Source organism: Methylogaea oryzae, assembly GCF_019669985.1.
GTDB lineage: Bacteria > Pseudomonadota > Gammaproteobacteria > Methylococcales > Methylococcaceae > Methylogaea > Methylogaea oryzae.
This window is the reverse complement of sequence record NZ_AP019782.1, coordinates 1,980,629-2,004,918: the sequence shown is the minus strand read 5'-3', so window position 1 is coordinate 2,004,918 and position 24,290 is coordinate 1,980,629. Positions and strand designations below refer to the sequence as shown.

At 68.1% G+C, this 24,290-nt stretch carries 9 protein-coding genes; all 9 read left to right on the top strand.

Annotated elements, in window-relative coordinates:
- Positions 1 to 157 precede the first annotated feature (157 nt).
- The 9 genes from K5607_RS09000 to K5607_RS08960 all read left to right on the top strand — a co-directional run bounded on the left by K5607_RS09000 (position 158) and on the right by K5607_RS08960 (position 24,287).
- Positions 158 to 2,548, top strand: a complete 2,391-nt coding sequence (locus K5607_RS09000) for a TonB-dependent siderophore receptor (RefSeq protein ID WP_221048852.1) — start codon at positions 158 to 160, stop codon at positions 2,546 to 2,548.
- A 356-nt stretch (positions 2,549 to 2,904) separates the two neighbouring features.
- Positions 2,905 to 3,123 carry an MbtH family protein gene (locus tag K5607_RS08995; protein ID WP_054774490.1) on the top strand — a complete coding sequence of 73 codons (219 nt, stop codon included), beginning with the start codon at positions 2,905 to 2,907 and terminating at the stop codon, positions 3,121 to 3,123.
- A gap of 188 nt (positions 3,124 to 3,311) precedes the next feature.
- On the top strand, positions 3,312 to 11,876 hold the full coding sequence (locus K5607_RS08990; protein ID WP_221048851.1) for a non-ribosomal peptide synthetase: 8,565 nt from the start codon (positions 3,312 to 3,314) through the stop codon (positions 11,874 to 11,876).
- A 2-nt stretch (positions 11,877 to 11,878) separates the two neighbouring features.
- Positions 11,879 to 13,153 carry a PepSY-associated TM helix domain-containing protein gene (locus K5607_RS08985; RefSeq protein ID WP_246598998.1) on the top strand — a complete coding sequence of 425 codons (1,275 nt, stop codon included), beginning with the start codon at positions 11,879 to 11,881 and terminating at the stop codon, positions 13,151 to 13,153.
- Positions 13,140 to 17,657, top strand: a complete 4,518-nt coding sequence (locus tag K5607_RS08980; protein WP_221048849.1) for a non-ribosomal peptide synthetase — start codon at positions 13,140 to 13,142, stop codon at positions 17,655 to 17,657. Before K5607_RS08985 ends, K5607_RS08980 begins: the two co-directional genes overlap by 14 nt.
- Positions 17,654 to 18,880 (top strand): sulfotransferase, encoded by a 1,227-nt coding sequence (locus K5607_RS08975; protein ID WP_221048848.1) that lies wholly within the window; start codon positions 17,654 to 17,656, stop codon positions 18,878 to 18,880. The genes K5607_RS08980 and K5607_RS08975 overlap by 4 nt, the downstream gene beginning before the upstream one ends.
- Positions 18,881 to 18,960: 80 nt before the next feature.
- The gene (locus tag K5607_RS08970; protein WP_221048847.1) at positions 18,961 to 20,154 is read left to right on the top strand and encodes a sulfotransferase; all 1,194 of its coding nucleotides are present in this window, start codon (positions 18,961 to 18,963) and stop codon (positions 20,152 to 20,154) included.
- A 37-nt stretch (positions 20,155 to 20,191) separates the two neighbouring features.
- On the top strand, positions 20,192 to 21,901 hold the full coding sequence (locus K5607_RS08965; RefSeq protein WP_246598997.1) for a cyclic peptide export ABC transporter: 1,710 nt from the start codon (positions 20,192 to 20,194) through the stop codon (positions 21,899 to 21,901).
- On the top strand, positions 21,885 to 24,287 hold the full coding sequence (locus tag K5607_RS08960) for a penicillin acylase family protein (protein WP_221048846.1): 2,403 nt from the start codon (positions 21,885 to 21,887) through the stop codon (positions 24,285 to 24,287). Before K5607_RS08965 ends, K5607_RS08960 begins: the two co-directional genes overlap by 17 nt.
- The last annotated feature ends 3 nt before the right edge of the window (positions 24,288 to 24,290 follow it).

The window sequence follows — 24,290 nt, the reverse complement described above, 5'->3', positions numbered from 1 at the left end:
GACGCGGCGACGCCGCCTTGCCTCGCGCACGGGCCGGCGGCGGAAAGTTAAAGGCGAATTCCACCTCCTCAATCACGCGCCTGTTTCGTCATATCGGATATCCGGCCAAAGCGATCGCGCCGGCCCCGCTTTATCGACAGACGAAGGAGGTAACGAAATGAAGTTGAACGGCAATGCCGCATGTTGCGACCGGCTAGGGGAAAACACCACGCTGCGGGCCGCTGTCTGTTTGTTGCTGGCCGGGCTGGCCGCCGCGCCGGGCCAAGGCCGGGCCGAGGAGACCGCGGCCAAGGCGTTCAACCTGTCCCTGCCGGCCAGCTCCCTGGCGGCCGCGCTCAACCGGCTGGCGGAAACCAGCGGCCTGCACTTGGTTTACGACGCCTCCTTGGCGCAAGGGCTTTCCACCGCCGGGCTCAGCGGCAGCTACACGGCGGAGCAAGCGCTGCAAAAGCTGTTGCAAGGCACCGGCTTGAGTTACCGCGTCGGCGCCAACCGCACGGTGACCCTGGAGAAGCCGTCCACCGTCGCGCCGCCATCGGGGGCGTCCCTGGAGAAAGTGACCGTCACGGCGCACAGCGCCGAACGGGAGGCGCCTTACCAGGCCGCCGTCTCCACCGCCGGCAGCAAAATACCGGTGGGCATCACCCGCGTGCCGCAGAGCGTGCAGGTGGTCACCGAGGAGGCGATCAAGGACCAGGGCGCCTTGACCATGGGCAGCATCATGAAAGGCGTGCCCTCCGCCAACGTCGGGCAATCGCGCTACAGCCGCTTCCCGAAATTCACCATCCGCGGTTTCAAGGCCATCCAGCAGCGCAACGGCTTCCGCACCCAGTTCAACTCGGACGTGGATTATTCCGCCTTGACCAACGTGGAAAGCTTCGAGGTGCTGAAAGGGCCGGGCAGCGCGTTATACGGCAACGGCTCCATCGGCGGCCTGGTCAACATCGTCACCAAGCGGCCTAAAAAAGAATTCGGCGGCTACGTCGCCGGGATCGGCGGCGAATACGACCAGAAAGGCGTGCAGTTCGACGTGACCGGCGCGGTGATCGCCGACGGCGCGCTGACCGCCCGCATCACCGGCGACCTGGAGCGCTCCGGCAGCTTCATCAAATACCAGGGCTTGGATCGCGACAACTTGGCGCTGGCGCTGTCCTGGGACAACGGCGGCCCTGTGCGCGGCTTCCTCAACATGGAATACCAGGACCGCGACACCAAGCCCAACCCGGGCGTTCCGGCTCCTGGCCAGATCGTCGGAAAAACCGCCCGCGACACCTACCTGGGCGAACCGGGCATGGACAACCTCAGGGCCACTTCGCCGGTGCTGCAAACCTGGCTCGACATCGACGTCGCCGACAACTGGACGCTGTCGCCGCGCTTCCAATACATGGAGTTCAACGTCGGCGGCACGCAGATATTCATGAACAGCGTGCGGGCGGATCGGCGCACCATCAACCGCTCCGGCCGCGCCGATTTTCGCGAAAACGACTTCATGTACACCGGCCAGTTGGACCTGAAGGGCAAGTTCGACACCGGCTTCATCAGCCATCAAGTGCTGATCGGCGGCGAATATGAGGACGCCACCAGCAACGGCGGCTGGACCGCTTTGAACGGGGTGCCGGCCATGGACGCGCTCAACCCGACCTACCTTTCCACGCAGCTGACGCCGGGCAAGGCGTTCGTCTTCCGCAACGACAAGCGCATCGGTTCGTTCTACTTCCAGGACATGATGGCGATTACCGACAAGTTCGACTTGTTCGGCGGCGTGCGCCAGAGCAACGTGGCCGGTTCCAAGCTGGCCGCCAACGGCGCCGCCACCCAGTACGACCTGGACAACAAAAGCTTCCAAGTGGGCGGCGCCTACCACGTCCTCGAGCCGGTCACGCTGTTCGCCGGCTACGGCACGGGCTTCGACGTGGACGCATCTTTCGCCGCCCAGGCCGCTCGCGCCACGGCCTTCAAGCCGGAAAAGTCGGACCAGGTGGAAGCCGGCGTGAAGTTGGCGCTGCCTTTCGGGTTGACCAGCACCGCTTCCTTCTTCGACATCACCCGCAGCAACGTGGTGACGCCGGATCCGGCCAATCCAGGCTTCAACGCCCAAGTGGGGGAAATGCGCTCGCGCGGCGCGGAAATCGACCTGGCCTATCAGATCAACAAGCAATGGTTCGTGCAGGCCGGTTACGCGCTCATCGACGCCAAGATCACCAAGAGCCAAAACGGCGACGTGGGCAACCGTCCCTGGGACGTGGCGCCGCACCAGGCCAATGTATGGACCCGCTACAAGTTCGACGAAGGCTTGTTGAAGGATTTGTCCCTGGGCGCGGGCGCCAATTTCGTCGCCAAGCGGCCGGGCGACAACGCCCACACCTTCGATCTGCCGGCCTACACCACCGTGGACATGTCCGCCTCCTACCAATGGAAAAAGGTGAAGGCGGAGCTGTTCGCGCTGAACATGCTGGACAAGCACTACTACACCAGCAACGACCAAATGACCGGCGCCTTTACCGGCGCTCCCCGTCAAATCTATGGCCGCTTGACCCTGGAGTTTTAAGCAGGCGGCGGCCTCCCCGGGGGCCGCGCTCGCCGGCGCAGCGATAGAGGCCGGCGGTAAAGCCGCCGGACCACCCCATCGTATTTTCGGCAGGGATGCCGGTTTTTATTCACGGGTATATTTCAAGAAATAGTCGATCCCGATTTGGATCGATCGGGTTTTTTGCGGGTTATGGCGCGATCTGGCGCAGAGTATCGAAACGCTGCGTGATATCCCGTAATCCTAAGCTGACATGCGGTGTAATCAGGTAATTATTTCCAGAGAAAAACCGCATGAATACGGTATTGGCATGCATCGTGTAATTGTTTTCGTCGCACGATGTATCAATCAAGATGTTCGCGTTAGGAGTATTGACGATGTCCTGGGAAAACGATGACGACGCCACGGTTTACCAAGTGGTGATCAATCATGAGGAACAATATTCGATTTGGCCGGAATACAAGGAGATACCCTTGGGCTGGACGGCTTTGGACAAGGCCGGCAGCAAGCAGGAGTGCCTCGACTACATCAAGGCGGCGTGGACCGATATACGTCCGCTCAGCCTGCGCCGGCAAATGGCCGAAGACGCGAGTTGACGAGTATCGCCTTGTCCGCCGCCGCCATAAATACGGCGTCTGCAAGGCTAGCTTATACCGGGAATATGCCGTCGGCCGCATCGCTGGATCGGCCGTATCGGCGTTGTGATAAATAGGGAAATCAGGTTCCGCAGCGCGACTCGTTGACGCGGCGACGGAACTGAATTACGTGTTTCGAGGAAATACCCATGCGCCGAGAGGAATCGCCGCCGTCCCCCGCCGTTGCCGAACCCAAGGATATGGTCGCGCTGTTGCAGTTTCGCGCCGCCGCCGCGCCGGAGCAAAACGCTTATGTTTTTCTGGGAGACGGCGAATCCGTCACGGATAAACTCAGTTTCGCCGAGCTGGACCGGCGCGCCCGCGCCATCGCCGCCCGTTTGCAGGAGGCGGGACTGGCGGGCGAGCGCGCCTTGCTGCTGTATCCGGCCGGCTTGGATTTCATCGCGGCGTTTTTCGGCTGCCTTTACGCCGGCACCGTGGCGGTGCCGGCTTATCCGCCCACCCGCCAGCACCGGGGGCGTTTGCTGGCGGTGCTGGCGGACGCCGCTCCGGCGGCGGTGCTGACCACGGCGGCGCTGGCGGCCAAATTGCCGGGGACGCTGGAGGACGTCGCTGCGGCGGCCGCCCTGCGATGGCTGGCGACGGACCTGCCGGCCGAAGGGGCGGCGCCGTCGTGGCGGCCACCGGCGCTGCAGGCGGACAGCCTGGCTTTCCTGCAATACACCTCCGGTTCCACCGCCGATCCCAAGGGCGTCATGGTCAGCCACGGCAACCTGGCGGCCAACCAGCGCGCCATTCGCGACGCTTTCGGCCATACGGAGCGTTCCACCGTGATGGGATGGTTGCCGCTGTACCACGACATGGGGCTGATCGGTAACGTGTTGCAGCCGTTGTACGTGGGCGCCACGGCAGTGCTGATGCCGCCCATGGCCTTCCTGGAAAAACCGGTGCGCTGGCTGCGCGCCGTCGCCGATCATGGCGCCGCCACCTCCGGCGGACCGGATTTCGCCTACGAATTGTGCGTGCGCAAGGTGACGGCGGAACAGAAGCGGGGCTTGGACTTGAGCGGCTGGCGGCTGGCGTTCGACGGCTCGGAACCGGTGCGCAGCGTGACCCTGGAACGGTTCGTCGAGGCTTTCGAGCCGTGCGGCTTCCGCCGGCAAAGCTTTTTCCCTTGTTACGGCCTGGCCGAGGCGACCTTGTTCGTGACCGGTAAGCCGTACCGCCGGCCCGAGGAGGCCGCCGCCGTCAGCTGCGGCGCGACCCAGCCCGGCCACGGCCTGCTTATCGTCGATCCGGCCAGCGGCGAGGTGCGCGGCGACCACCACGTCGGCGAGGTATGGATCACCGGCCCCAGCGTGGCGCAAGGGTATTGGAACCGGCCCGAGGAGTCGGCGGCCATATTCCGCGCCCGGCCGCAAGGATGGCAAGGGCCGCAGACCTATTTGCGCACCGGCGACCTGGGCTATATGGCCGGCGACGAACTGGTGGTGGCCGGCCGCATCAAGGACCTCATCATCCTGCGCGGCCGCAACGTCTATCCCCAAGACATCGAACTGGCCCTCACCGAAGGCGTGGCCGGCCTGCGTCCCGGCGGCTGCGTGGCGTTCCCGGTGGAGCGCGACGGCGAGGAGCGCGTGGCGGTGGTGGCGGAGCTGGCCCGCGAGGCCCTGCGCGAGGCCGATTACGAAGGGATTTTCGCCGCCATGCGGCAAACGCTGGCGGAAAACTGCGACGTGGCCGCCGCCGAACTGGCGCTGGCCCAGCCCGGCACGGTACCCAAGACCTCCAGCGGCAAAATCCGCCGCCAGCCCGCCAAGCAGGCCTATCTGGACGGCACGCTACCGCTGCTGGCCGGCTCCGGCGGCTTGGCCGCGCAAACCGCGCAGGCCTTGCCCGCCGGCGGCGAGGGCGATGCGGACCTGCGGTTGCTGCGACAGGCGTTGGCGGCGGTGCCGGCGCCGTTGCGTCCCCAATTGATCGCGGGCTTCATGCGCGCCAAAACGGCGAACTTGCTGGGCGTCGGCGAAGCCGCCCTGGCGGACGACCGCTCGCTATCGGCCTTGGGCATGGATTCGCTCAAGCGGGTGGAGCTGAAATACGCCGTAGACCGTTTGCTGGGCGCGGACGCGCCGCTATCGCTGTTTTTCTCCGACCGCAGTTTGGCCGACTTGGCCGAGGCGCTGGCGGCGGGGCAGGGCGAAGCGGCGGCCGGGGGCGAGGGCGCGGCGGCGCCCGCCACCCGCTTGTCCTACGCCCAACACGCCATGTGGACCGTGCAGCAAATGGCCCCCGACGACATCGGCTACAACCTGCATCTGGCATTGCGCATCGCCGGACCGCTGGACGCGGACCGCTTGCGGCAAGCGTTCGACCGGCTGTGGGCGCGCCACGCCATGTTGCGCACGGTGTATCGCACCGACGGCGAAACCGTGGCGCAACAGGCGCTGGCGCCGCAGCACGCGCCGGCGTGTTTCGCCGCCGTCGACGCGTGCGGCTGGCCCGCCGCGCAGCTGCAGCAGCGCATGGCGGAGGAAGCGCGCCGGCCGTTCGACCTGGCGCAAGGACCGCTGTACCGCGCCGTCCTCTACGTCCACGGCGACGCCGCTCACACCCTATTGCTGTGCGCCCATCACATCGCGCTGGATTTGTGGTCGCTGTTGCAACTGTTGCAGGAGCTGAAAACCGTTTACCAAGCCCTGGCGGCCGGCCGCGAGCCGGAGTTGCCGAGCCTGGCCGCCGGTTACGGCGATTTCGTCGCCTGGCAATCGATCCACCTAGCCGGGCCGGCCGGCGAGGCCGCCTGGCGCTATTGGCGCGACCGCTTGGACGGCGAGCTGCCGTTGCTGGCCTTGCCCACCGACCGTCCCCGTCCCGGTACGCCCGATTGCCGAGGGGCTTCCGTGGCGTTGCGGCTCGACGGCGCCGAGAGCAAGGCCTTGCGCGCCTTGGCCAAGGAACAGGGCGTCACCCTGTTCACCCTGTTGCTGGCGACCTACAAAACGCTGCTGCACCGCTATACCCACCAGGACGACATCATCGTCGGCGTGCCCACCAGCGGGCGCGGCCAGGCGCGCTTCGCGCCGGTGGTGGGCAATATGGTCAACCCGCTGCCCCTGCGCACCCGGCCCAAGCCGGGACAGACTTTCGCCGACTACCTGGCGCAAGTTCGCGACGCCTGGCTGGAGGCTGCCGAGCACCAGGATTATCCCTTCTCCCTGCTGGTGGAGCGGCTGCAGCCGGAGCGCGGCGACGGCCGCTGGCCCATCTACCAGACCCTGTTCGTCTTGCAGCAGGCCCAGTCCGGCGTCGAAGAAGGCTTCGCGCAACTGGCCCTGGGCGAAAGCGGCGCGCCGCGTTTATGGGGCGAATGGAGCGTGATGCCCATCGCCGTCCATCCTCGGGTGGAGAATTTCGACCTGAAATTGATGGCGGCGGACTGCGCCGACGGTTTGCTGTTTTCGTTCCAATACCGCAGCGATTTGTTCGACGAAGCCAGCGTGGCGCGCTTGGCCGGCCACTACCGCCGCTTGCTGCGAGGCATCGCCGCCGCGCCTGGGCAAAGGCTGGGCGAACTGCCGTTGCTGACGGAGGAAGAACGGCGCGATCTGGCCGGCTGGAACGCCACGCGGGTGGACTATCCGGCCGGCCGCTGCCTGCACCAATTGTTCGAGGATCAAGCCGGCAAAACCCCCGACGCCGAGGCCCTGGTGTTCGAGGACCGGCGGCTCAGCTACCGGCAGCTGAACGAACGGGCCAACCGTTTGGCCCGCTCCCTGTTGGAGCGAGGCGTCGAGCCGGGCTCGGCGGTCGGCATCGGCGCCCAGCGCTCCCTGGAACTGGTGGTCGGCCTGCTCGGCATATTGAAGGCCGGCTGCGCTTACGTGCCGCTGGCCCCGGACTATCCCGCCGAGCGCCTGGCCGCCATGGCCGAGGACGCCGGCGTGGGGCTGATCCTGACCCAGCCCCGTTTCATCGACCGTTACGTTTGGTTCGACGGCGCCGTGGCGGCGCTGGCGGCCGATCCGGCCGGCGATGGTTCGGCCAATCCGGATCTCGCCGTGGCCGACGACGCCCTGGCCTATGTGCTGTTCACCTCCGGCTCCACCGGCCGCCCCAAAGGCGTGGCCATTCCCCACGGCGGCATCTGCAACCGCCTGCGGTGGATGCAGGACTATTTCGGGTTGGAGCCGGGCGAAGCGGTGCTGCAAAAAACCCCTTACACCTTCGATGTGTCCGTGTGGGAGTTTTTCTGGCCGCTGCTGGCGGGCAGCCGCTTGATCCTGGCCGGGCCCGACGACCATAAGGACCCGGACCGGTTGATCGACCTGATCGAGCGGCACGGGGTCACCACCGTGCATTTCGTGCCGTCCATGCTCGACGCCTTCCTCGCCGCCCCGGACTTGGCGCGTTGCGGCGCGTTGCGGCGGGTGATCTGCAGCGGCGAGGCGGTGAGCGTGGCGCTGCAAAAGCGGTTTTTCCGCCACCTGGGCGCCCGGTTCTTCAACCTGTACGGGCCGACGGAGGCCTCCGTCGACGTTACCGCTTGGGAGTGCTCGCCGGACGGCGACGTACTGTCCGTGCCCATCGGCCGGCCGGTGGCCAACACCGCCATCCATTTGCTGGACGAAGGCTTAAACCCGGTGCCGGTGGGCGTTGCCGGCGAACTGCACATCGGCGGCGCGCAGCTCGCTTGGGGCTATCTCAACCGGCCGGAGCTGACGGCGGAGCGCTTCGTGCCCAATCCCCACGGCGAGGCGGGCAGCCGCTTGTACAAAACCGGCGACCTGGCCCGCTACCGGCCCGACGGCGCCGTCGAATACCTGGGGCGCATCGACCACCAGGTGAAAATTCGCGGCTTCCGCATCGAACTGGGCGAGATCGAGGCGCGCCTCATGGCCCATCCGCAAGTGCGGGAAGCGGCGGTGATCGCCCGCGAGGACGCGCCGGGTGACAGGCGCCTGGCCGCCTACGTGGTGGCCGCGACGGAAGCGCCGCCGGAGACGGAAGCGCTGCGCGCCTTCCTGCTGGAAACCCTGCCGGACTACATGGTGCCGTCGGCCTTCGTCATGCTGGAATCCTTGCCCCTGTCCTCCAACGGCAAGCTGGACCGCAAAGCGCTGCCGGCGCCGGACATGGCGCGGCGCTTCGCCGACCGCTACGCGGCGCCGCGCGATGCCGTCGAAGCGGAATGGGCGCGTATCTGGGCGGAAGTGCTGCGGCTGGAGCGGGTCGGCATCCACGACAATTTTTTCGAGCTGGGGGGCGATTCCATCCTCAGCATCCAGGTGGCGACCCGCGCCCGCCAGGCCGGATTGGCGGCGACGCCCCGCTTGATTTTCCAACACCAAACCGTCGCCGCCCTGGCCGAGGCGCTGCGCCTCGCCGATCCCCGGCAGGACGAGGCCGAAGGGCAGGGCGGCGATGAGCCGACGGGAGCGGACCGGCACCCGTTGTTCCCCCTGGCGGAACTGAGCCGCCAGGAAATCGACCGGCTGTCGTCCCGCCACGGCGACCTGCAGGACCTCTATCCGCTCACGCCCATGCAGGAAGGGCTGCTGTTCCACACGCTGCTGTACCCCCGTTCGGGCATCTACCTGATGCAGGATGGCTACGACATCGACGGCGAGGTGGACGCGGCCGCGTTCCGCGGCGCTTGGCAGGGCGTGATCGATCACCATCCCATCCTGCGTACCTCATTCTATTGGGACACGCAGCAGCGGCCCCACCAGCTGGTGCACGGCGGCATCCAGGCGCCGTTCGAGTTGTTCGATTGGCGCGGGACGACGGACGCCGAGCAGTCGGCGCGATTGGCCCGGCTGCTGCAGCGGGAGCGGGATCAAGGCTTGCCTTTCGATCAAGCGCCGCTGCTGCGCCTGCGCCTGTTCCGCCTGGGCGAGGCGCGCTACCGCTTCGTGCGCAGCTACCATCACATCCTGCTGGACGAGTGGTGCACGTCGGAAATCTTCGGCCATTTCCTGGCCAACTACGAAGCCCTGGCCGGGGGGCGGGCCCTGCCATCCTGGCGGTCGCGGCCGTTCCGCGATTACATCGCCTGGCTGGGGCGGCAAAACGGCCGCCGGGACGAAGCGTTCTGGCAACGGGAACTGGGCGGCTTTTCCGAGCCCACGCCCCTGGCCGTCGACAACGGCGCCGCGGAAAACGCGCTGGTGGCCGGCGCCATGGAAGACGCGGTCAGCCGGTTGTCGGAGGCGGACACCGCCGCCCTGGCCGCCTTGGCGCAGCGCTGCCGGGTAACGCCGAATACTTTGCTGCAGGCGGCCTGGGCCTTGCTGCTGAGCCAGTACAGCGGCCGCCGCGAAGTGCTCTACGGCGTCACCGTCGCCGGCCGTCCCGCCGAACTGCCGGGGGTGGAGCACATCCTCGGCCTGTTCATCAACAGCCTGCCGTTGCGCGTCGACATCGCGCCGCAGACGCGGGTGGAGGATTTCCTGCGCGCCTTGTTCCAGAAAAACCTGGAGCTGCGCCAATACGAGCACACCTCCCTGTTGCAGATTCAGTCCTGGCTCGGCTTGCCCCATAACCGGCCGTTGTTCGAAAGCCTCTTGGTGTTCGAAAACGCCCCCATCGACCCGGCGCTGCTGGACGGCCGCCGCGGGCTGGACATCCGTTACCGCCACAGCCGCACCCACACCAACTATCCCATCACGGTGGTGGTGATTCCCGGCCCCGCGCTGCATTTGCAGATCACCTACCAGCGGGAGCGTTTCTCCGCCGTTGCCGTGGAGCGCATGCTGGGGCATTTCCGCCGCTTGCTGGAAGCCATGATCCGCCGGCCGCAGGCCCGCTTGAGCGAGCTGTCGCCCCTGACGGCGGCGGAGTTGGACTGGATCGGGCGCCACGTCGGCGAAGCGGGGGAGCCCGAACCCCTGGGCGATTTCGTCGCGCGTTTCGAGGCGCAGGCGGCGGCGACGCCGGACGCCGTGGCGGTGGCCTGCCAGGGCCGCCAATTGGACTACCGCGAGCTGAACCGCCGCGCCGACCGGCTGGCCGCTCCCTTGGCGGCGCTGGGGGTGGGCCGCGATACCCTGGTCGCCCTGCTGGAGCCGCGCGGCATCGACTTCCTGGTGATGATGCTGGCGGTGTTCAAGGCCGGCGGCGCCTATCTGCCCCTCGACCCGGACCATCCGCGCCGGCGGCTGGCGGAAATCCTGCGGGAAAGCCGGGTTCGCCACATCCTGTCCGGCGCCGCTTGGGCGGACGACTTGCGCCGCGAGCTGGAGGAGGCGGGCGAGGGCGGGGTGGCGGTGCATTCCATGGATGCGCTGCTGGCGGCGTCCGTTCCGGGGCGCCCGCCCGCCGGGCCGGCCGATCCGTCCCAGCTGGCCTACGTCATCTACACCTCCGGTTCCACCGGCGCGCCCAAGGGCGCCATGGTGGAACGGCGCGGCATGCTCAATAACTTGCTCAGCAAGATTCCCGCCATGGATTTGCGCGCCAGCGACGTCGTCGCGCAAACCGCGTCGCAGTGTTTCGACATTTCCGTTTGGCAATTCCTGACGGCGTTGCTGTGCGGGGCGCGGGTGGAAATCCTGCCGGACAGCGTCGTGCGCGACCCCAACCGGCTGCTGCAGCAGCTGTCACAGCGCGGCGTGACCGTGCTGGAGGCGGTGCCTTCCCTGATGCGCGCCATGCTGGACGCGTCCGGCGCCGGCGCCGACCTGTCGCGCCTGCGCTGGCTGCTGCCCACCGGCGAGGCGTTGCCCCCGGCCCTTTGCCGCCAGTGGATGGAGCGCTATCCGCGCATGGGGCTGCTCAACGCCTACGGCCCGGCGGAGTGTTCGGACGACGTGGCCTACCACTTCGTCGCCTCCCCGCCGGACGAGGCGACTACGGTGATGCCCATCGGCCGCCCGGTGGCGAATCTGCGCCTGCACTTGCTCGACCCCTGGCTGCGGCCGGTGCCGGCGGGGATTCCCGGTGAGTTGTGCGTGGCGGGCGTGGGCGTCGGGCGCGGCTACCTCAACCGGCCGGAGCTGACCGCCGACCGTTTCGTGCCCGATCCTTTCGCCGTGGCGCCCGGCCAGCGGTTGTACCGCAGCGGCGACTTGGCCCGTTACCGCGAAGACGGCGAAATCGAATTCCTCGGCCGCCTGGACCACCAGGTGAAAATCCGCGGCTACCGGGTCGAGCTGGGGGAGATCGAAGCGCAGTTGCTGCGCCATCCCCAGGTCAAGCAGGCCGTGGCGACGGCGCCGGAGGACCGCAGCGGCGCCCGGCGGTTGACGGCTTACGTGGCGATGGAAAGCGAGGCGCGGCGCGACGGGTCTTGCGGCGACGCGTTGCGGGAGTTCCTGAGAGAGACCCTGCCGGACTACATGGTGCCGTCGGTGATCATGCCGCTGGAGCGGTTGCCGTTGACCCCCAACGGCAAAATCGACCGTAAGGCCTTGCCGGAGCCGGAAGCGCCCGAGCGGGAGCTCGTCGCCCCGCGCAATGCGGGCGAGGAAATCCTGGCCGGACTGTGGCAGGAGGTGCTGGGCGTCGAGCAGGTGGGCGTCACCGACAACTTCTTCGACCTGGGCGGGCATTCGCTGCTGGCAGTGCAGCTGCTGGCGCGCATTCACGGCGAGTTCGGCGTGGAGCTGTCCCTGCTGAGCCTGTTCGAAGCCCCCACGGTGGAGCGTTTGGCCCTGCTGGTCGAAACGGCGCTCATCGAAAAATTGGCCGGGCTGTCGGAGGACGAAGCCCAATGCCTGCTGGAAGAAACCGTCGCCGAGGAGGCGTTGTAGCCATGTCGACCCGATCGATGCACGCCGCGACAGCGGCTTCGCGCCGCCGCCTGCGCAAATGGTGGCGGGACGCGCATCTTTGCCTGGCCCTGGGGGCCGGCTTCTTGTTCGCGCTGCTGGGATTGACCGGCAGCTGCAACGTGTTCACCTTCGAACTGGACGCGCTGCTCAATCCGAACTTGCGCGTGGAGCCGGCCCGGTCCGGCCCCAGGCCGCTGAACGAAATCATGGCGGCGGTGCGCGCCGCCCATCCCCAGCGCGCCGGCGGGTGGATGCTGTTCATGCCGCGCGGGGAGTCGTCCACCTTGCGCGCCGTTTACGCCAAGCCGGAGGAGAGCGCCGGCAAGGCCTTTGCGCCCCTGACGGTGGATGTGGATCCCTACATCGCCCGGGTGCTGAGCAGCCGTTTCTGGGGCGATACGCTGATGACGAACCTCTACGAGCTGCACGCCAGCCTTTGGTTCGGCAAATACGGCGGACCCGACGCGGCCCGGCTCGGCTTCAAGACGGTGGGCGCGCTCGGGCTGTTGCTGCTGCTGTCCCTGGCGAGCGGACTGTACCTGTGGTGGCCGCGCGGCGGCGGGTGGCGTTCCGCCTTGACGGTCAAACGCAGCGCCGGCGGCGCGCGGTTCAATTTCGATTTACACCGGGCCATGGGCGCTTATGCCGCCGTGGCGCTGTCGGTGTTGGCTTTCACCGGCTTTTCCTTCGCCTACCGCGACTGGGTGAAGCCGGTGGTGGCCTGGTTCTCGCCGGTCGCCGCCGAGCCGTTCCAAAATCCGCCGACGCTGAAGTCCACGCCGGTGGCGGGTGCGGCGCCGATTTCCCCAGACGAGGCGGTGGCGGTCGCCGACCGGGTTTTCCCGGGAGCGGAACTGCGCTGGGTCGCCTTGCCCGACGGCCCGGAAGGCTATTACGCCGTCGAAAAGCGCCAGCCCGGCGAGGCCAACGTGCGCCGGCCGCGCAGCAAAGTGTGGCTGGACCAGTACAGCGGCGCAGTGCTGAAGGTCGCCGACCCGAACGAATTCAGCGCCGGGGAGACCTTCCTCAATCTCATGTGGCCGCTGCACAACGGCGAAGCCTTGGGCTTGCCGGGCCGCATCCTGGCGTGCCTGTCGGGCTTGGCTCCGGCTTTGCTCTACGCCACCGGCCTGATCCACTGGCTGCGGAAAAGGCGCGGGCGCAAGCACGCCGCAAGCGCCACCGGGCGAATTCCCGTCGGGTCGCCTTTCGCCGCCGCCGCGACCGCCCGGGAGGTTGGCCATGAACGCCCATAGTCCCATGGACGCCCTGCGCCGGGGGTTGTCGCCGGCCAAACTGGCACTGCTGGAGCAGCGCCTGCGCGGCAACGCCGCCAAGCGCGGCGATGGCCCCGCCATTCCCCGGCTGGCGCTGCGCGACGCGCCGCTATCCTACGGTCAGGAGCGATTGTGGTTTTTGTGGAATCTTGACCCGGCCGGCTCGCGTTACAACCTGGGATTCCGGTTGCGGATCCGGGGCGATCTGGACGCCTCGGCGCTGCGGCGGAGTTTGGAGGCCATCGTGGGCCGGCACGAAGTGCTGCGCACCGCCTTCGTCGCGGTGGAGGGCGAGCCGCGCCAGCGCATCGCCGCCGCCGGCCCGCTGGCGTTGCCGCACGCGAGCCTGCAGGCGTTGCCGGCCGCCGAGCGCGAAGCGGCGCTGGAAAGCCTGGCGCGGGAAACGGCTGGCCAGCCCTTCGACCTGGCGGCCGGCCCGCTGCTGCGCGCCCGGCTGGTGGAACTGGGGCCGCAAGACCACGCCCTGCTGCTGGTGTTGCACCACAGCGTCTCCGACGCCTGGTCCCTGGGCGTCCTGGTGCGGGAATTCGCCGCCCTCTACCCGGCCTACCAAGCCGGCCGAACCCCGGTCCTGCCCGAGCTGCCGGTGCAATACGCCGACTACGCCGTGTGGCAGCGGCAGCGGCAGCAAGGGGAAACGCTGGAACGCTCGCTGGCCTACTGGCGCGAACGGCTGGCCGGCGCCCCCGCCGTCCTGGCCCTGCCTGGCGACGCCGCCCCGGCCGCCGCATCGGACGACGCCGGCGCGGTATACGCCCTCGACCTCCCGGCAGAACTGCTCGTCGGCCTCAACCGGCTGTCGCGCCGCCACGACGCCACCTTGTTCATGACCCTGGCGGCCGCCTTCAACGTCCTGCTCTACCGCCACAGCGGGCAAAGCGACCTGTGCATCGGCTACCCGGCCGCCAACCGCCCCCTCGCCGAACTGGAAGGCCTGATCGGCTTCTTCCTCAACACCCTGGTCCTGCGCACCGACCTGTCCGGCAACCCGCGCTTCAGCGAACTCCTGGCCCAAGTCCGGCAACACGCCCTGGGCGCGCAAGCGCACCAGGAACTGCCCTTCGAAAAACTGGTGGAAGCCCTGCAACCGGCGCGGGAAGCCGGCCGCAACCCCCTGTTCCAAGTCATGCTGGTCCTGCAGAACGCCTACAGCGGCCGGCTGGAACTGCCCGGCCTGCAAGTGGACGCAGAAGAACTGGAACTGCCGGTCGCCAAGTTCGACCTGACCCTGAGTCTGACGGAGCGGGCAGGGGGGCTGCGCGCCGCGTTCGAATACCGCACCGCCCTGTTCCGGGAAAGCGCCGTCGCCCGCCTGGCCCGGCACTGGCGGCGGCTGCTGGAAAGCCTCGTCGCCGACCCGGAGGCCCGGCTGAGCCAACTGGCCCTGCTGACCGAAGCGGAAGCGCGGCAACTGGCCGACTGGAACGCCACCGCCGCGCCCTTGCCGCCGGAGGACTATCTGCACAGCCGCTTCGAAGCGCAAGCGCACCGGACCCCCGACGCCGTCGCCGTGGCCCACAGCGGCCGGCACCTGAGCTACCGCCGGCTGAACCAGCAAGCCAACCGTCTGGCCCACGCCCTGCGCCGGCGCGGCGTCCGCCCCGACGACCGGGTCGGCCTCTGCCTGGAAGCCGGCGCGAACATGGTGATCGGCCTGCTCGGCATCCTCAAAGCCGGCGGAGCCTACGTACCGCTGGACCCGAGCTATCCCGCCGAACGCCTCGCCGACATCCTGTCCGACTGCGGCGCGGCGCTGGCGGTGACCGAACCGGCCCAGAGGGACGCCTTGTCCGCCGCCGGCGTAACGCCGCTGTGCCTGGAGCGCGACCGCGCCGAACTGGACGCCCAGCCCGACCGCGACCCGGTCCCGGCCGGCCATCCCGACAACGCCGCCTATTTGATCTACACCTCCGGCTCCACCGGCCGCCCCAAAGGCGTCGTGGTCAGCCACCGCAACGCGGTGCACTCCACCGCCGCCCGCGAGCGCCACTACCCGGAAGCGGTGCGAGGCTACCTGCTGCTGTCCTCCTACGCCTTCGACAGCTCCGTCGCCGGCCTGTTCTGGACCCTGAGCCAAGGCGGCAAGCTGTGCCTGCCCGACGCCGCCCTCAAGCAAGACCCGCCGGCCCTGGCGCGCCTGATCGCCGGCGAAGGGCTCAGCCACCTGCTGTGCCTGCCCGCCTTCTACGGCCTGCTGCTGGAGCAAGCCGAACCCGGCTGTTTGGCGACCCTGAACACCGTCATCGTCGCCGGAGAAGCCTGCCCGCCGGCCGTCGCCGCCCGCCACCGCGAACGCCTGCCGCAAGCCCGGCTCCACAACGAATACGGCCCCACCGAAGGCACCGTCTGGTGCAGCGTCCACACCGTGCAAGCCGAAGACGGCCAGTCCTCCAGCGTCCCCATCGGCCGGCCCATCGCCAACGCCCAAATCCACCTGCTGGACGCCCACCTGAACCCGGTGCCGGTGGGCGTGGCGGGCGAACTGCACCTGGGTGGCGCCGGCCTCTCGCGGGGCTACCACGAACGGCCGGACCTGACCGCCGAGCGCTACATCCCCGACCCCTACGGCCCGGCGGGGTCCAGGCTGTACAAAACCGGCGACCTGGCGCGCCGGCGGGAAGACGGCGTCCTCGAATTCCTGGGAAGGCTCGACGGCCAAGTGAAAATCCGCGGCTACCGCATCGAACCGGGAGAAATCGAAGCGCGGCTGCTGCGGCATCCCGCCCTGCGGGCCGCCGCCGTGCTGGCGCGGCAAGACGGCCCCGGCGGCGCGCGGCTGGTCGCCTACCTGGTGCCCCGGGCCGACCAAGCCGCGCCGGACGGCGGCGAACTCAAAGCGCTGCTCCAAGCGGGCCTGCCGGACTACATGGTGCCGAGCGCCTACGTGGTCTTGGACCGCTTGCCGCTGACCCCCAACGGCAAGCTGGACCGCAACGCCCTGCCGGCGCCGGAACCGTCCGCCCGCCCGAGCGGCCGCGCCGCCCCCCAAGGAGAGGCCGAAACGCTGCTGGCCAAACTCTGGGCGGAAACCCTCGGCCTCCCGTCCGTCGGACGAGACGACAACTTCTTCGAATTGGGCGGACATTCCATCCTCGCCGTCCAGCTGGCTTTCAAGTTGCGGCAGGCATTCGCTACGGAGGCATCCCTGCGCAGCCTGGTGGAATGCCCGACCTTGGCGGCGCAGGCCTTGTTGCTGACGGGGGCGTCCGCGCCGGCGGCATGCGCCGCGCCCGATTGGGAAGCGGAGGCGCGCTTGGATCCGGCCATTGCGCCGCGTTGCGCCGCCGAGCCGGCGGTGCGCGCGCCGCAGGCGGTGTTGCTCACCGGCGCCACCGGTTTTCTCGGCGCCTATTTGCTGCGCGACCTGTTGTCCCGCACCGGAGCGATCGTCTATTGCCTGGTGCGCGGCCAGTCGCCGCGGCAAGCCTCCGACCGCCTGCGGCAAGTGCTCAAGTCCTACGGCATGGAGGCGGTGGCGGCCGATCCGCGGGTGGCGGTGGTGTGCGGCGATCTGGCGTTGCCGTCGCTGGGCCTTTCGCCGGAGCGATTCGAGCGCCTCAGCGGCAAACTGGACGCCATTTACCACAACGGCGCCCTGGTCAATTTCGCGTGTTCCTATGAGGAGCTGAAGCCGGCCAACGTGCAGGGCACGCGGGAAGTGTTGCGTCTCGCTTGCCTGGGCAAGCCCAAAGCCGTGCATTACGTGTCGACCGTGTCGGTGTTCGGCGAAAACCCGCCGCCGCGCGCCGGCGGATTCGCCGAGGACGACGAGCCGCCGGCCAACGGCAAGCTTACCGGCGGCTACGCGCAAAGCAAATGGGTGGCGGAACGGCTGGTGAGGGCCGCCGCGGCGCGGGGCTTGGCCGTCACCATCCACCGGCCGGCCGCCGTCACCGGCGATAGCCGCAGCGGCGTTTGGAATACCGGCGATTTCCTCTGCCGCGTCATCAAGGGCTGCATCCAGTTGCGCAAGGCGCCCAGGATCGACGAAAGCCTGGATTGGGTGCCGGTGGACTACGTCAGCGCAGCCATCGTGTTCCTGTCTGGCCGGCCGGAGTTTATCGGGCGGATTTCCCATTTGACCAACCCGGCGGCGGGCTCGACGGCACAGCTGGTCGCCAGCATCCGCGCCCGAGGATACCCGCTGGAAGCGGTTTCCCTCGGCGAATGGGCCGAATACGCGGCACGCAACGTCGCCGCCGACCCGGAACACGTGCTGTATCCCCTGTTGCCGCTGTTGGAGGGGTGGCGCGGCGGCGACGACGAGGCCGATTCGGCGGCCGGCCAATACGCTTGCGCGGCGACCCTGGCGATGCTCGCCCAAGGGAATATCGACCGTCCGACCCGGCCGGACGCCTTGTTTACCCGGTATTTGTCCTATTTGGCCGACTGCGGCTTTATCCCCCCGCCGGCGGGCGCGGCGGGCGATGACAGGGAATTCGAACAACGGAGGCTTATATGATTAATGTCGCTCGCCCGGAAAACACCGGCGGCGCGCCGGCGTCGCCCTTATTCATCCTTTCCTGCGAACGCTCGGGATCGACGTTGCTGCGTTACATCGTCGATACCCACCCGCAGATCGCCTGCCCGGGGCATTTGTACCTGGGGCGCTTGTGCCAAAGCCTGGAGGGCGCTTTGTGGCCGACCCTGGGCCAGACGCTGCCCGGCATGGACGACGGGGAAAAAGCGGCCGCGGTGGCGGCGGAAATCCGGCGCATCGTCGGCGGCATGATGTCGCGTTACGCGGACGCCAAGGGCAAAAGCCTTTGGTGCGAAAAAACGCCGATGAATTTGGATTATCTGGACGTCATCCGGCGGGCGTTCGCCCAAGCCCGCTACGTTTGCCTGTACCGCCATTGCATGGACGTGGTGCATTCCTGTGTCGGCCTGAGCGCTTACCGCTACCTGCCCGAACACATCCCGTACGTCCAAAGGCATCCCGACAATATCGTCGTCGCCATGATGAGCAATTGGATCGACAAAACCGAGCGATTGCTGGCCTTCGAGCGGCAAAACCCCGGCGGTTGCCATCGCCTGCGATACGAGTCCCTGGTGTGCGATACCCCAGCCGCCCTGGAGGGGCTGTTCGGGTTTCTCGCCGTGGACTGGTCGCCGGACTTGATCGAAGCGGTATTCACGCAACGCCACGACAGCGGCGAAGGCGACGCCAAGGTGCAATTCGCCGGCCGCATCAGCGCCGACTCCGTCGGCAAGGGCCGGCAGGTGCCCCGCGACCTCATACCGCAAGCGTTGCAAGAGCGGGCGGACGCGCTGCTGGCGCTGCTGGATTACCCGTCCATCGACGCGTTTTACCGGCGCCACGCCGTCGGGCCCGCCACGGCGCCGACGGCGCGGGCCGAGCAGGCGGCGGACGACTTATTCCAGCGGCTTTGGGCCGGCAAGCAGGAACGGCTGCGCCGCGCCGACGGCCTGGCGTCTTGTTCCTGCAAGTTCGTCGTCACCGGCGGCAACGGCGGCGCCTGGATCGTCGATCCCGCCAGCCGCGAAGGCGTGGTGCCGGCCGACGGCCGCGAGACCAGTTCGACCGTGGCGCTTTCCGCCGAGCTGCTGCGGGACATCGCCGACGGCCGGAAAAATCCCATGGAGGCGTACGAGGAAGGGCAAATCGAAGTCGCGGGCGACCGCGACGTGGCCTTCGAATTCGGACGCCTATTGTTCGCCTGAGTAACCGCGGCCGCCGGGGAGCCATCAGCGGCGCCTGGCCCCGCCACCGACCCGCAACCGTAAAACACTAGGAGGCTGTAATGGATCATTTCGATGCGAACGACGCCGGCAATCCGGTCTTTATCCTATCCCTGAAGCGCTCCGGCTCGACGCTGCTGCGCAACGTCGTCGATTCCCACCCGGCGGTGTTCGCTTCGGTCTTCGCCATCGGGCCGCTGTGCGAGGCGCTCAACTCCACCCATTATTTGGCGCTGGCCCGTTCGGCCGGCGGCGGCTCGGAACCGGAGCGCCGCGCCTTGGCGCTGGATAAAACGCGGGCCGCGGTGACGGGCTTGATGGACGAATACGCCAAGGCGGACCAAGCGCGGCTATGGTGCGACAAGTCGCTGGTCAACCTGCCGCACCTGCCGCTCATCGACCGGGTATTTCCCAACGCCAAATACATCTGCCTGTACCGCCATTGCCTGGATTTCGTGCATTCCTACCTGTCCATGTCGCGGCTGGGCTTCCTGCCGGAAATCTGCGGCCACGTGCAGAAAAGCCCGCACAACGTGGTGGCGGCCATCGCCGAGTACTGGGTGGAGCGCAATAGCGCCATCCAGGCGTTCGAGCGCGCCCATCCCGGGCGGTGTTTCCGGGTGAATTACGAGTCCCTGGCCAGCCGGCCCGGCGAGACGCTGACGGCGCTGTTCGGCTTTCTCGGATTGGAGTGGGACGACAGCCTGCTGGAAAAAACCTTCGGCCAGCCGGCCGGCGGATTCGCCGAGGGCGACATAAAATTCCATTTTTCCAAGAAGATCCACACCGCTTCCATCGGCGGCGGCGCCTCCCTGCCGGTGGAAACCATCCCGGCGCCCCTGCGCGCCAGGATCGACGCCTTGCTGGACGACCTGGGCTACTCCGCCCAGCGGCTCCCGGAGGAAACGGACGGCGCGGAAACCGCGCCGCAGCGAGGGGCGGTGGCCGGCGTGTTAGAGGGTTTCCGCGCCGCCATCGACCAGCGGGGCGATTACGCCAAGGCCATCGGCGGCACCTGCCGGCTGGTGGTCAACGGCCGCGAGCCGGGCGAATGGACCATCGATTTGACCCAGGCCAAACCCGTCATCGAGCCGGGCGGGCGGGCGGCGGATTGCGTCATCAGCCTGGCGGCCGACACTTTGATCGAATTGGCCGCCGGCCAGCGCTCGGTGGTGGACGCTTTCGAAAACGGCGCCATCGGCATCGCGGGCAACGTCAGCCTGGCGACCAGCTTCGGCAAGCTGTTGCTGGGCTAGCGGCGGCGTTCGGCTTAGGTTTCCGGGAGGGATAGGCATGGCGATCATGGCGTTTTTGTTGCGCGCCGCGAAATGGCAAATGGTGGCGGCGCTGGCGGCCGGCCTGTTGAACGGCCTGTGCAGCGCCGGGCTGGTGGCCTTTGTGGTGGCCGTGGTGTTCCATAAGGAATATCCGGCCGATCGGCTGATTTTGGCGTTCACGGCGCTAGTCCTGCTGATGGTTTCCAGCCGCGTTTGTTCGTCGCTGCTGTTGACCCGGCTGGGCCAGTCGGCCATTTTCCGGCTGCGGGCGGAGCTGGGGCACAAAATCCTGGCGACGCCCTATCGCCGCTTGCAGGCGCTGGGCGCGCCGCGCTTGCTGGTCAACCTCACCGACGACGTGGCGGCCGTCGCCGAGTCGTTTTCCTGGATTCCGCTGCTGTGCATCAACGTGGCGACGGTGTTGGGCTGCCTGGCCTACGTGGCTTGGCTGTCGCCGCCGCTGTTCGCGGTGATGGCCGTCGTCATGGCGTTCGGGGTGCTGAGCTTCCGCGCCATCCAGCGCGGCGCCATCGCCCGCTTCAAGCAGGCGCGGGAGTGCGACGATCGGCTGTTCCAGCATTTTCGCGGATTGACCGAAGGCGTGAAGGAGCTGCAACTGAACCGGGACAAGCGCCGGGCGTTTTTCGCCGACGAATTGCAAGCCACCGCCGAGCGCGGCCAAGCCCTTTACCTAGCCGGCATGACGGCCTACGTGCTGGGCGCCAACTGGGGCACCGGGCTGTTTTACCTGGTCATCGGCCTGTTCTTGTTCGTCTTGCCGCAACACCTGCCGTTGCCGGCGGACACCATGGCGGGCGCGGTGTTCGCGGTCATCTACATGATGGCGCCGCTGGTGACGCTGTTCAACGGCCTGCCGATCCTGGGGCGCGCCCAGGCGGCTCTGGGCAAGTTGGACGGGCTGGCCGGCCGCGTCGACGCGCCGAGCCCCGAAGCCGACTGCGCATCGGCCGGCGTCCCCGCCAAACAGGCGCGGCGACTGCGGTTCGCCGGGGTGACGCACCATTATTTCCGCGACGAGGCGGTACGCGATTTCATGCTGGGGCCGCTGGACTTCGTCCTTGAGCCGGGGGAGCTGGTTTTCGTCGTCGGCGGCAACGGCAGCGGCAAAACCACCCTGGCTTTGTTGCTGATCGGCCTGTTCGCGCCGGAAAGCGGCACCATACTCCTGGACGGCGCGCCGGTGACGGCCGCGGCGCGCGAGGACTACCGCCAGCATTTTTCGGCGGTGTTCTCCGATTTTTATCTGTTCGAAAGCCTGCTGGGATTCGGCAACCGCGAATTGGACGAGCAGGCGCGGGACTACCTGCGGCGGCTGCAATTGGATCACAAGGTGCGCATCGAGGACGGCCGGTTCTCCACCGTCGATTTGTCCCAGGGCCAGCGCAAGCGCTTGGCGCTGCTGGCCGCTTACCTGGAGGACCGGCCGTTTTACGTGTTCGACGAATGGGCCGCCGACCAGGACCCCGCGTTCAAGCAGGTTTTCTACACGGAAATTTTGCCTTCCCTGAAGGCCAAGGGAAAAACCGTGGTGGTCATCACCCACGACGACGCCTATTTCCACTTGGCCGATCGCTGCCTGCGATTGGAGGACGGGAAAATCGGCGCGATCGCCCCGTCGGGACGGCCCGGCGGCGGGGTAGGGGCCGCGAAGCCGCTACCGGCCGAGGAGCAACCGCTGGAGGCGTCCCATGCGGTCGCCGGTTAAGCCCGGCGGATGGAAATGGCCGCGCCGGATCGCCGCTGCCGCGCTGGCTGCGATCCTGGCCGCCGCCGGGGTGGCGGCGCTGCTGGCGGGCGCTTCCTTGCCGGATTGGGACGGCGAGCGGGGCCTGGCCGGCCTGCGCGCGGCGGTGACGGTGGAATTCGACCGGCGCGGCATTCCGCGCATCCACGCCGACAGCCGCGACGACGCGTTTCGGGCATTGGGTTTCGTCACCGCCCACGACCGCCTGTTCCAGATGGATTTGCTGCGCCGGCGCGGCGGCGGCCGGCTGGCCGAGGTATTGGGTGAGGCCGCGCTGAAATCCGACCGCTGGCACCGCGTCATGGGCTTTCAACAAGTCGCCGCCGCGGCCGCGGCGCGCCTACCGGCCGAACAGCGCGCCGTGCTGGACGCCTATGCCGACGGCGTCAACCAGGCGATGGACGGCATGTCGCTGATGCCGTTCGAGTTCCTGCTGCTGCGCTATCGTCCCGAGCCTTGGCGGGCGGAGGACAGCCTGCTGGTGGTCCTGGGCATGTTCGAGAATCTGACTTGGCGCACCGGCGAGCAGGAACTCCGGGCCAGCGTCATGGAGGCGGCCTTGGGCAAGGAAGTGTCGGATTTCCTGCTGCCGGAAACCGACCGCTACACCGACGGCATCAGCAACGGCAAACAGCCCTGGCGGCCGGTTACCGCCATGCCGCGCCAGGCGTTGGCGGCGCTGCTGGCGGACAGTCCGCCGCCGCAAGCCGGGCTGGTGCAAGCCGGCGAAATGCCGGTGGGCTCCAACGGCTGGTTGGTTTCCCCCGGCAAAAGCCGAGGCGGACGCGCCATGCTGGCCAACGACATGCATCTGGCGCTGCGGGTGCCGAACATCTGGTACCGCGCCGAAATGCGCCTGCCCGACCGCCTGCTGGCGGGCATCACCTTGCCCGGCGTGCCGCTGTTCGTTTCCGGCAGCAACGGCCGCGTCGCCTGGGGATACACCAGCGTGGCGGGAGACTTCGTGGATTTCGTCCCGCTGGAAATGGCGGCGGATTCGCCCGATCGCTACCGCACGCCGCAGGGCGACGTGCCGTTGGGCGTGCGCCGCGAAACCATTCGCGTCAAAGGCCAGGCCGACGTGGCCCTGGACGTGCGCACCAGCGTTTGGGGACCGCTGCTGCCGGACCCCTTGCTGGGCAAGCCGGTGGCGGTGCGCTGGACGGCGCTGGACCCCGCAGCCAGCGATCTGGCCTTACTGGATCTGCAGGACGCCGAGGACGTTTTCCAAGCCCTGCCGATCATGCAACGGGCGGGCGGGCCGCCGCTCAACGGCTTGCTCGCCGACAGCCGCGGCAATATCGCTTGGACCTACGTCGGGAAAATCCCCGACCGCCGCAACCTGGACGGCCTGCTGAGCCGTTCCTGGGCGGACGGTTCGCGCGGTTGGCGCGGCTACGTCGCCGCCGGCGACAAGCCGCGCATCGTCAATCCCCCGGCGGGCTATCTGGTCAACGCCAACCAGCGCATGGTGGGGCGCGAGTATCCCCACGTGATCGGCCAGGACTTCGATAGCGGCTACCGCGCTTTCCGCATCGCCGAACGCTTGTCGCAACTGCAGGGCGTCACCGAGAAAGACCTGCTGCAAGTGCAGCTCGATACCCGCACGGAGTTCTACCGCTACTACCAGCGCTTGGCGCTGGACGCGCTGGAAACCCATCGCAGCACCCTGTCTCCCGAGCTGCGGGCGTTGCGCCGCCACATCCAGGATTGGGACGGCCATGCCTGGCCGGAGTCGCGGGGACTGGCCGTGCTGGTGGAATTCCGGCGGCTGCTGGCCGATGCGGTACTAGCGCCGCTGTTGGCGCGCTGCCGGGCGCTCGATCCGTCCTTCGAATACACCTGGCGCAACATGGACGAGCCGCTGCGGCAGTTGCTGGACGCCAGGGCGCCGGAATTGCTGCCGCCACAGGGCGGCCACGCGCGCTGGGACGAGTTGCTGTTGGACCGGCTGGAGGCCGCCGCCCAGGCGGTGCTGTCCCGCTGCGGCGCGGATACGTGGAAAGACGCGAGCTGGGGCTGCGTCAACCCGACGCGCATCGAACACCCGTTCGCCGCCGTCCATCCGTTGTTGGGCGCGCTGCTCAACATGCCCGACGCGCCGCTGCCCGGTTGCCGGCAGTGCGTGCGCATGGCCGACGGTTCGGGCGGCGCCAGCGAACGCCTGGTGGTGGCGCCCGGCAGCGAGCAGGATGCGTTGCTGCACATGCCCGGCGGTCAATCCGGCAATCCCCTGTCGGCGTATTACGACGACCAGCAGCGGGACTGGCTGGCGGGCGTCGCCACGCCCTTGCTGGCGGGGGAAACCCTGCAGCGCCTGACGTTGACGCCGGCGGGACGGCCGTGACCA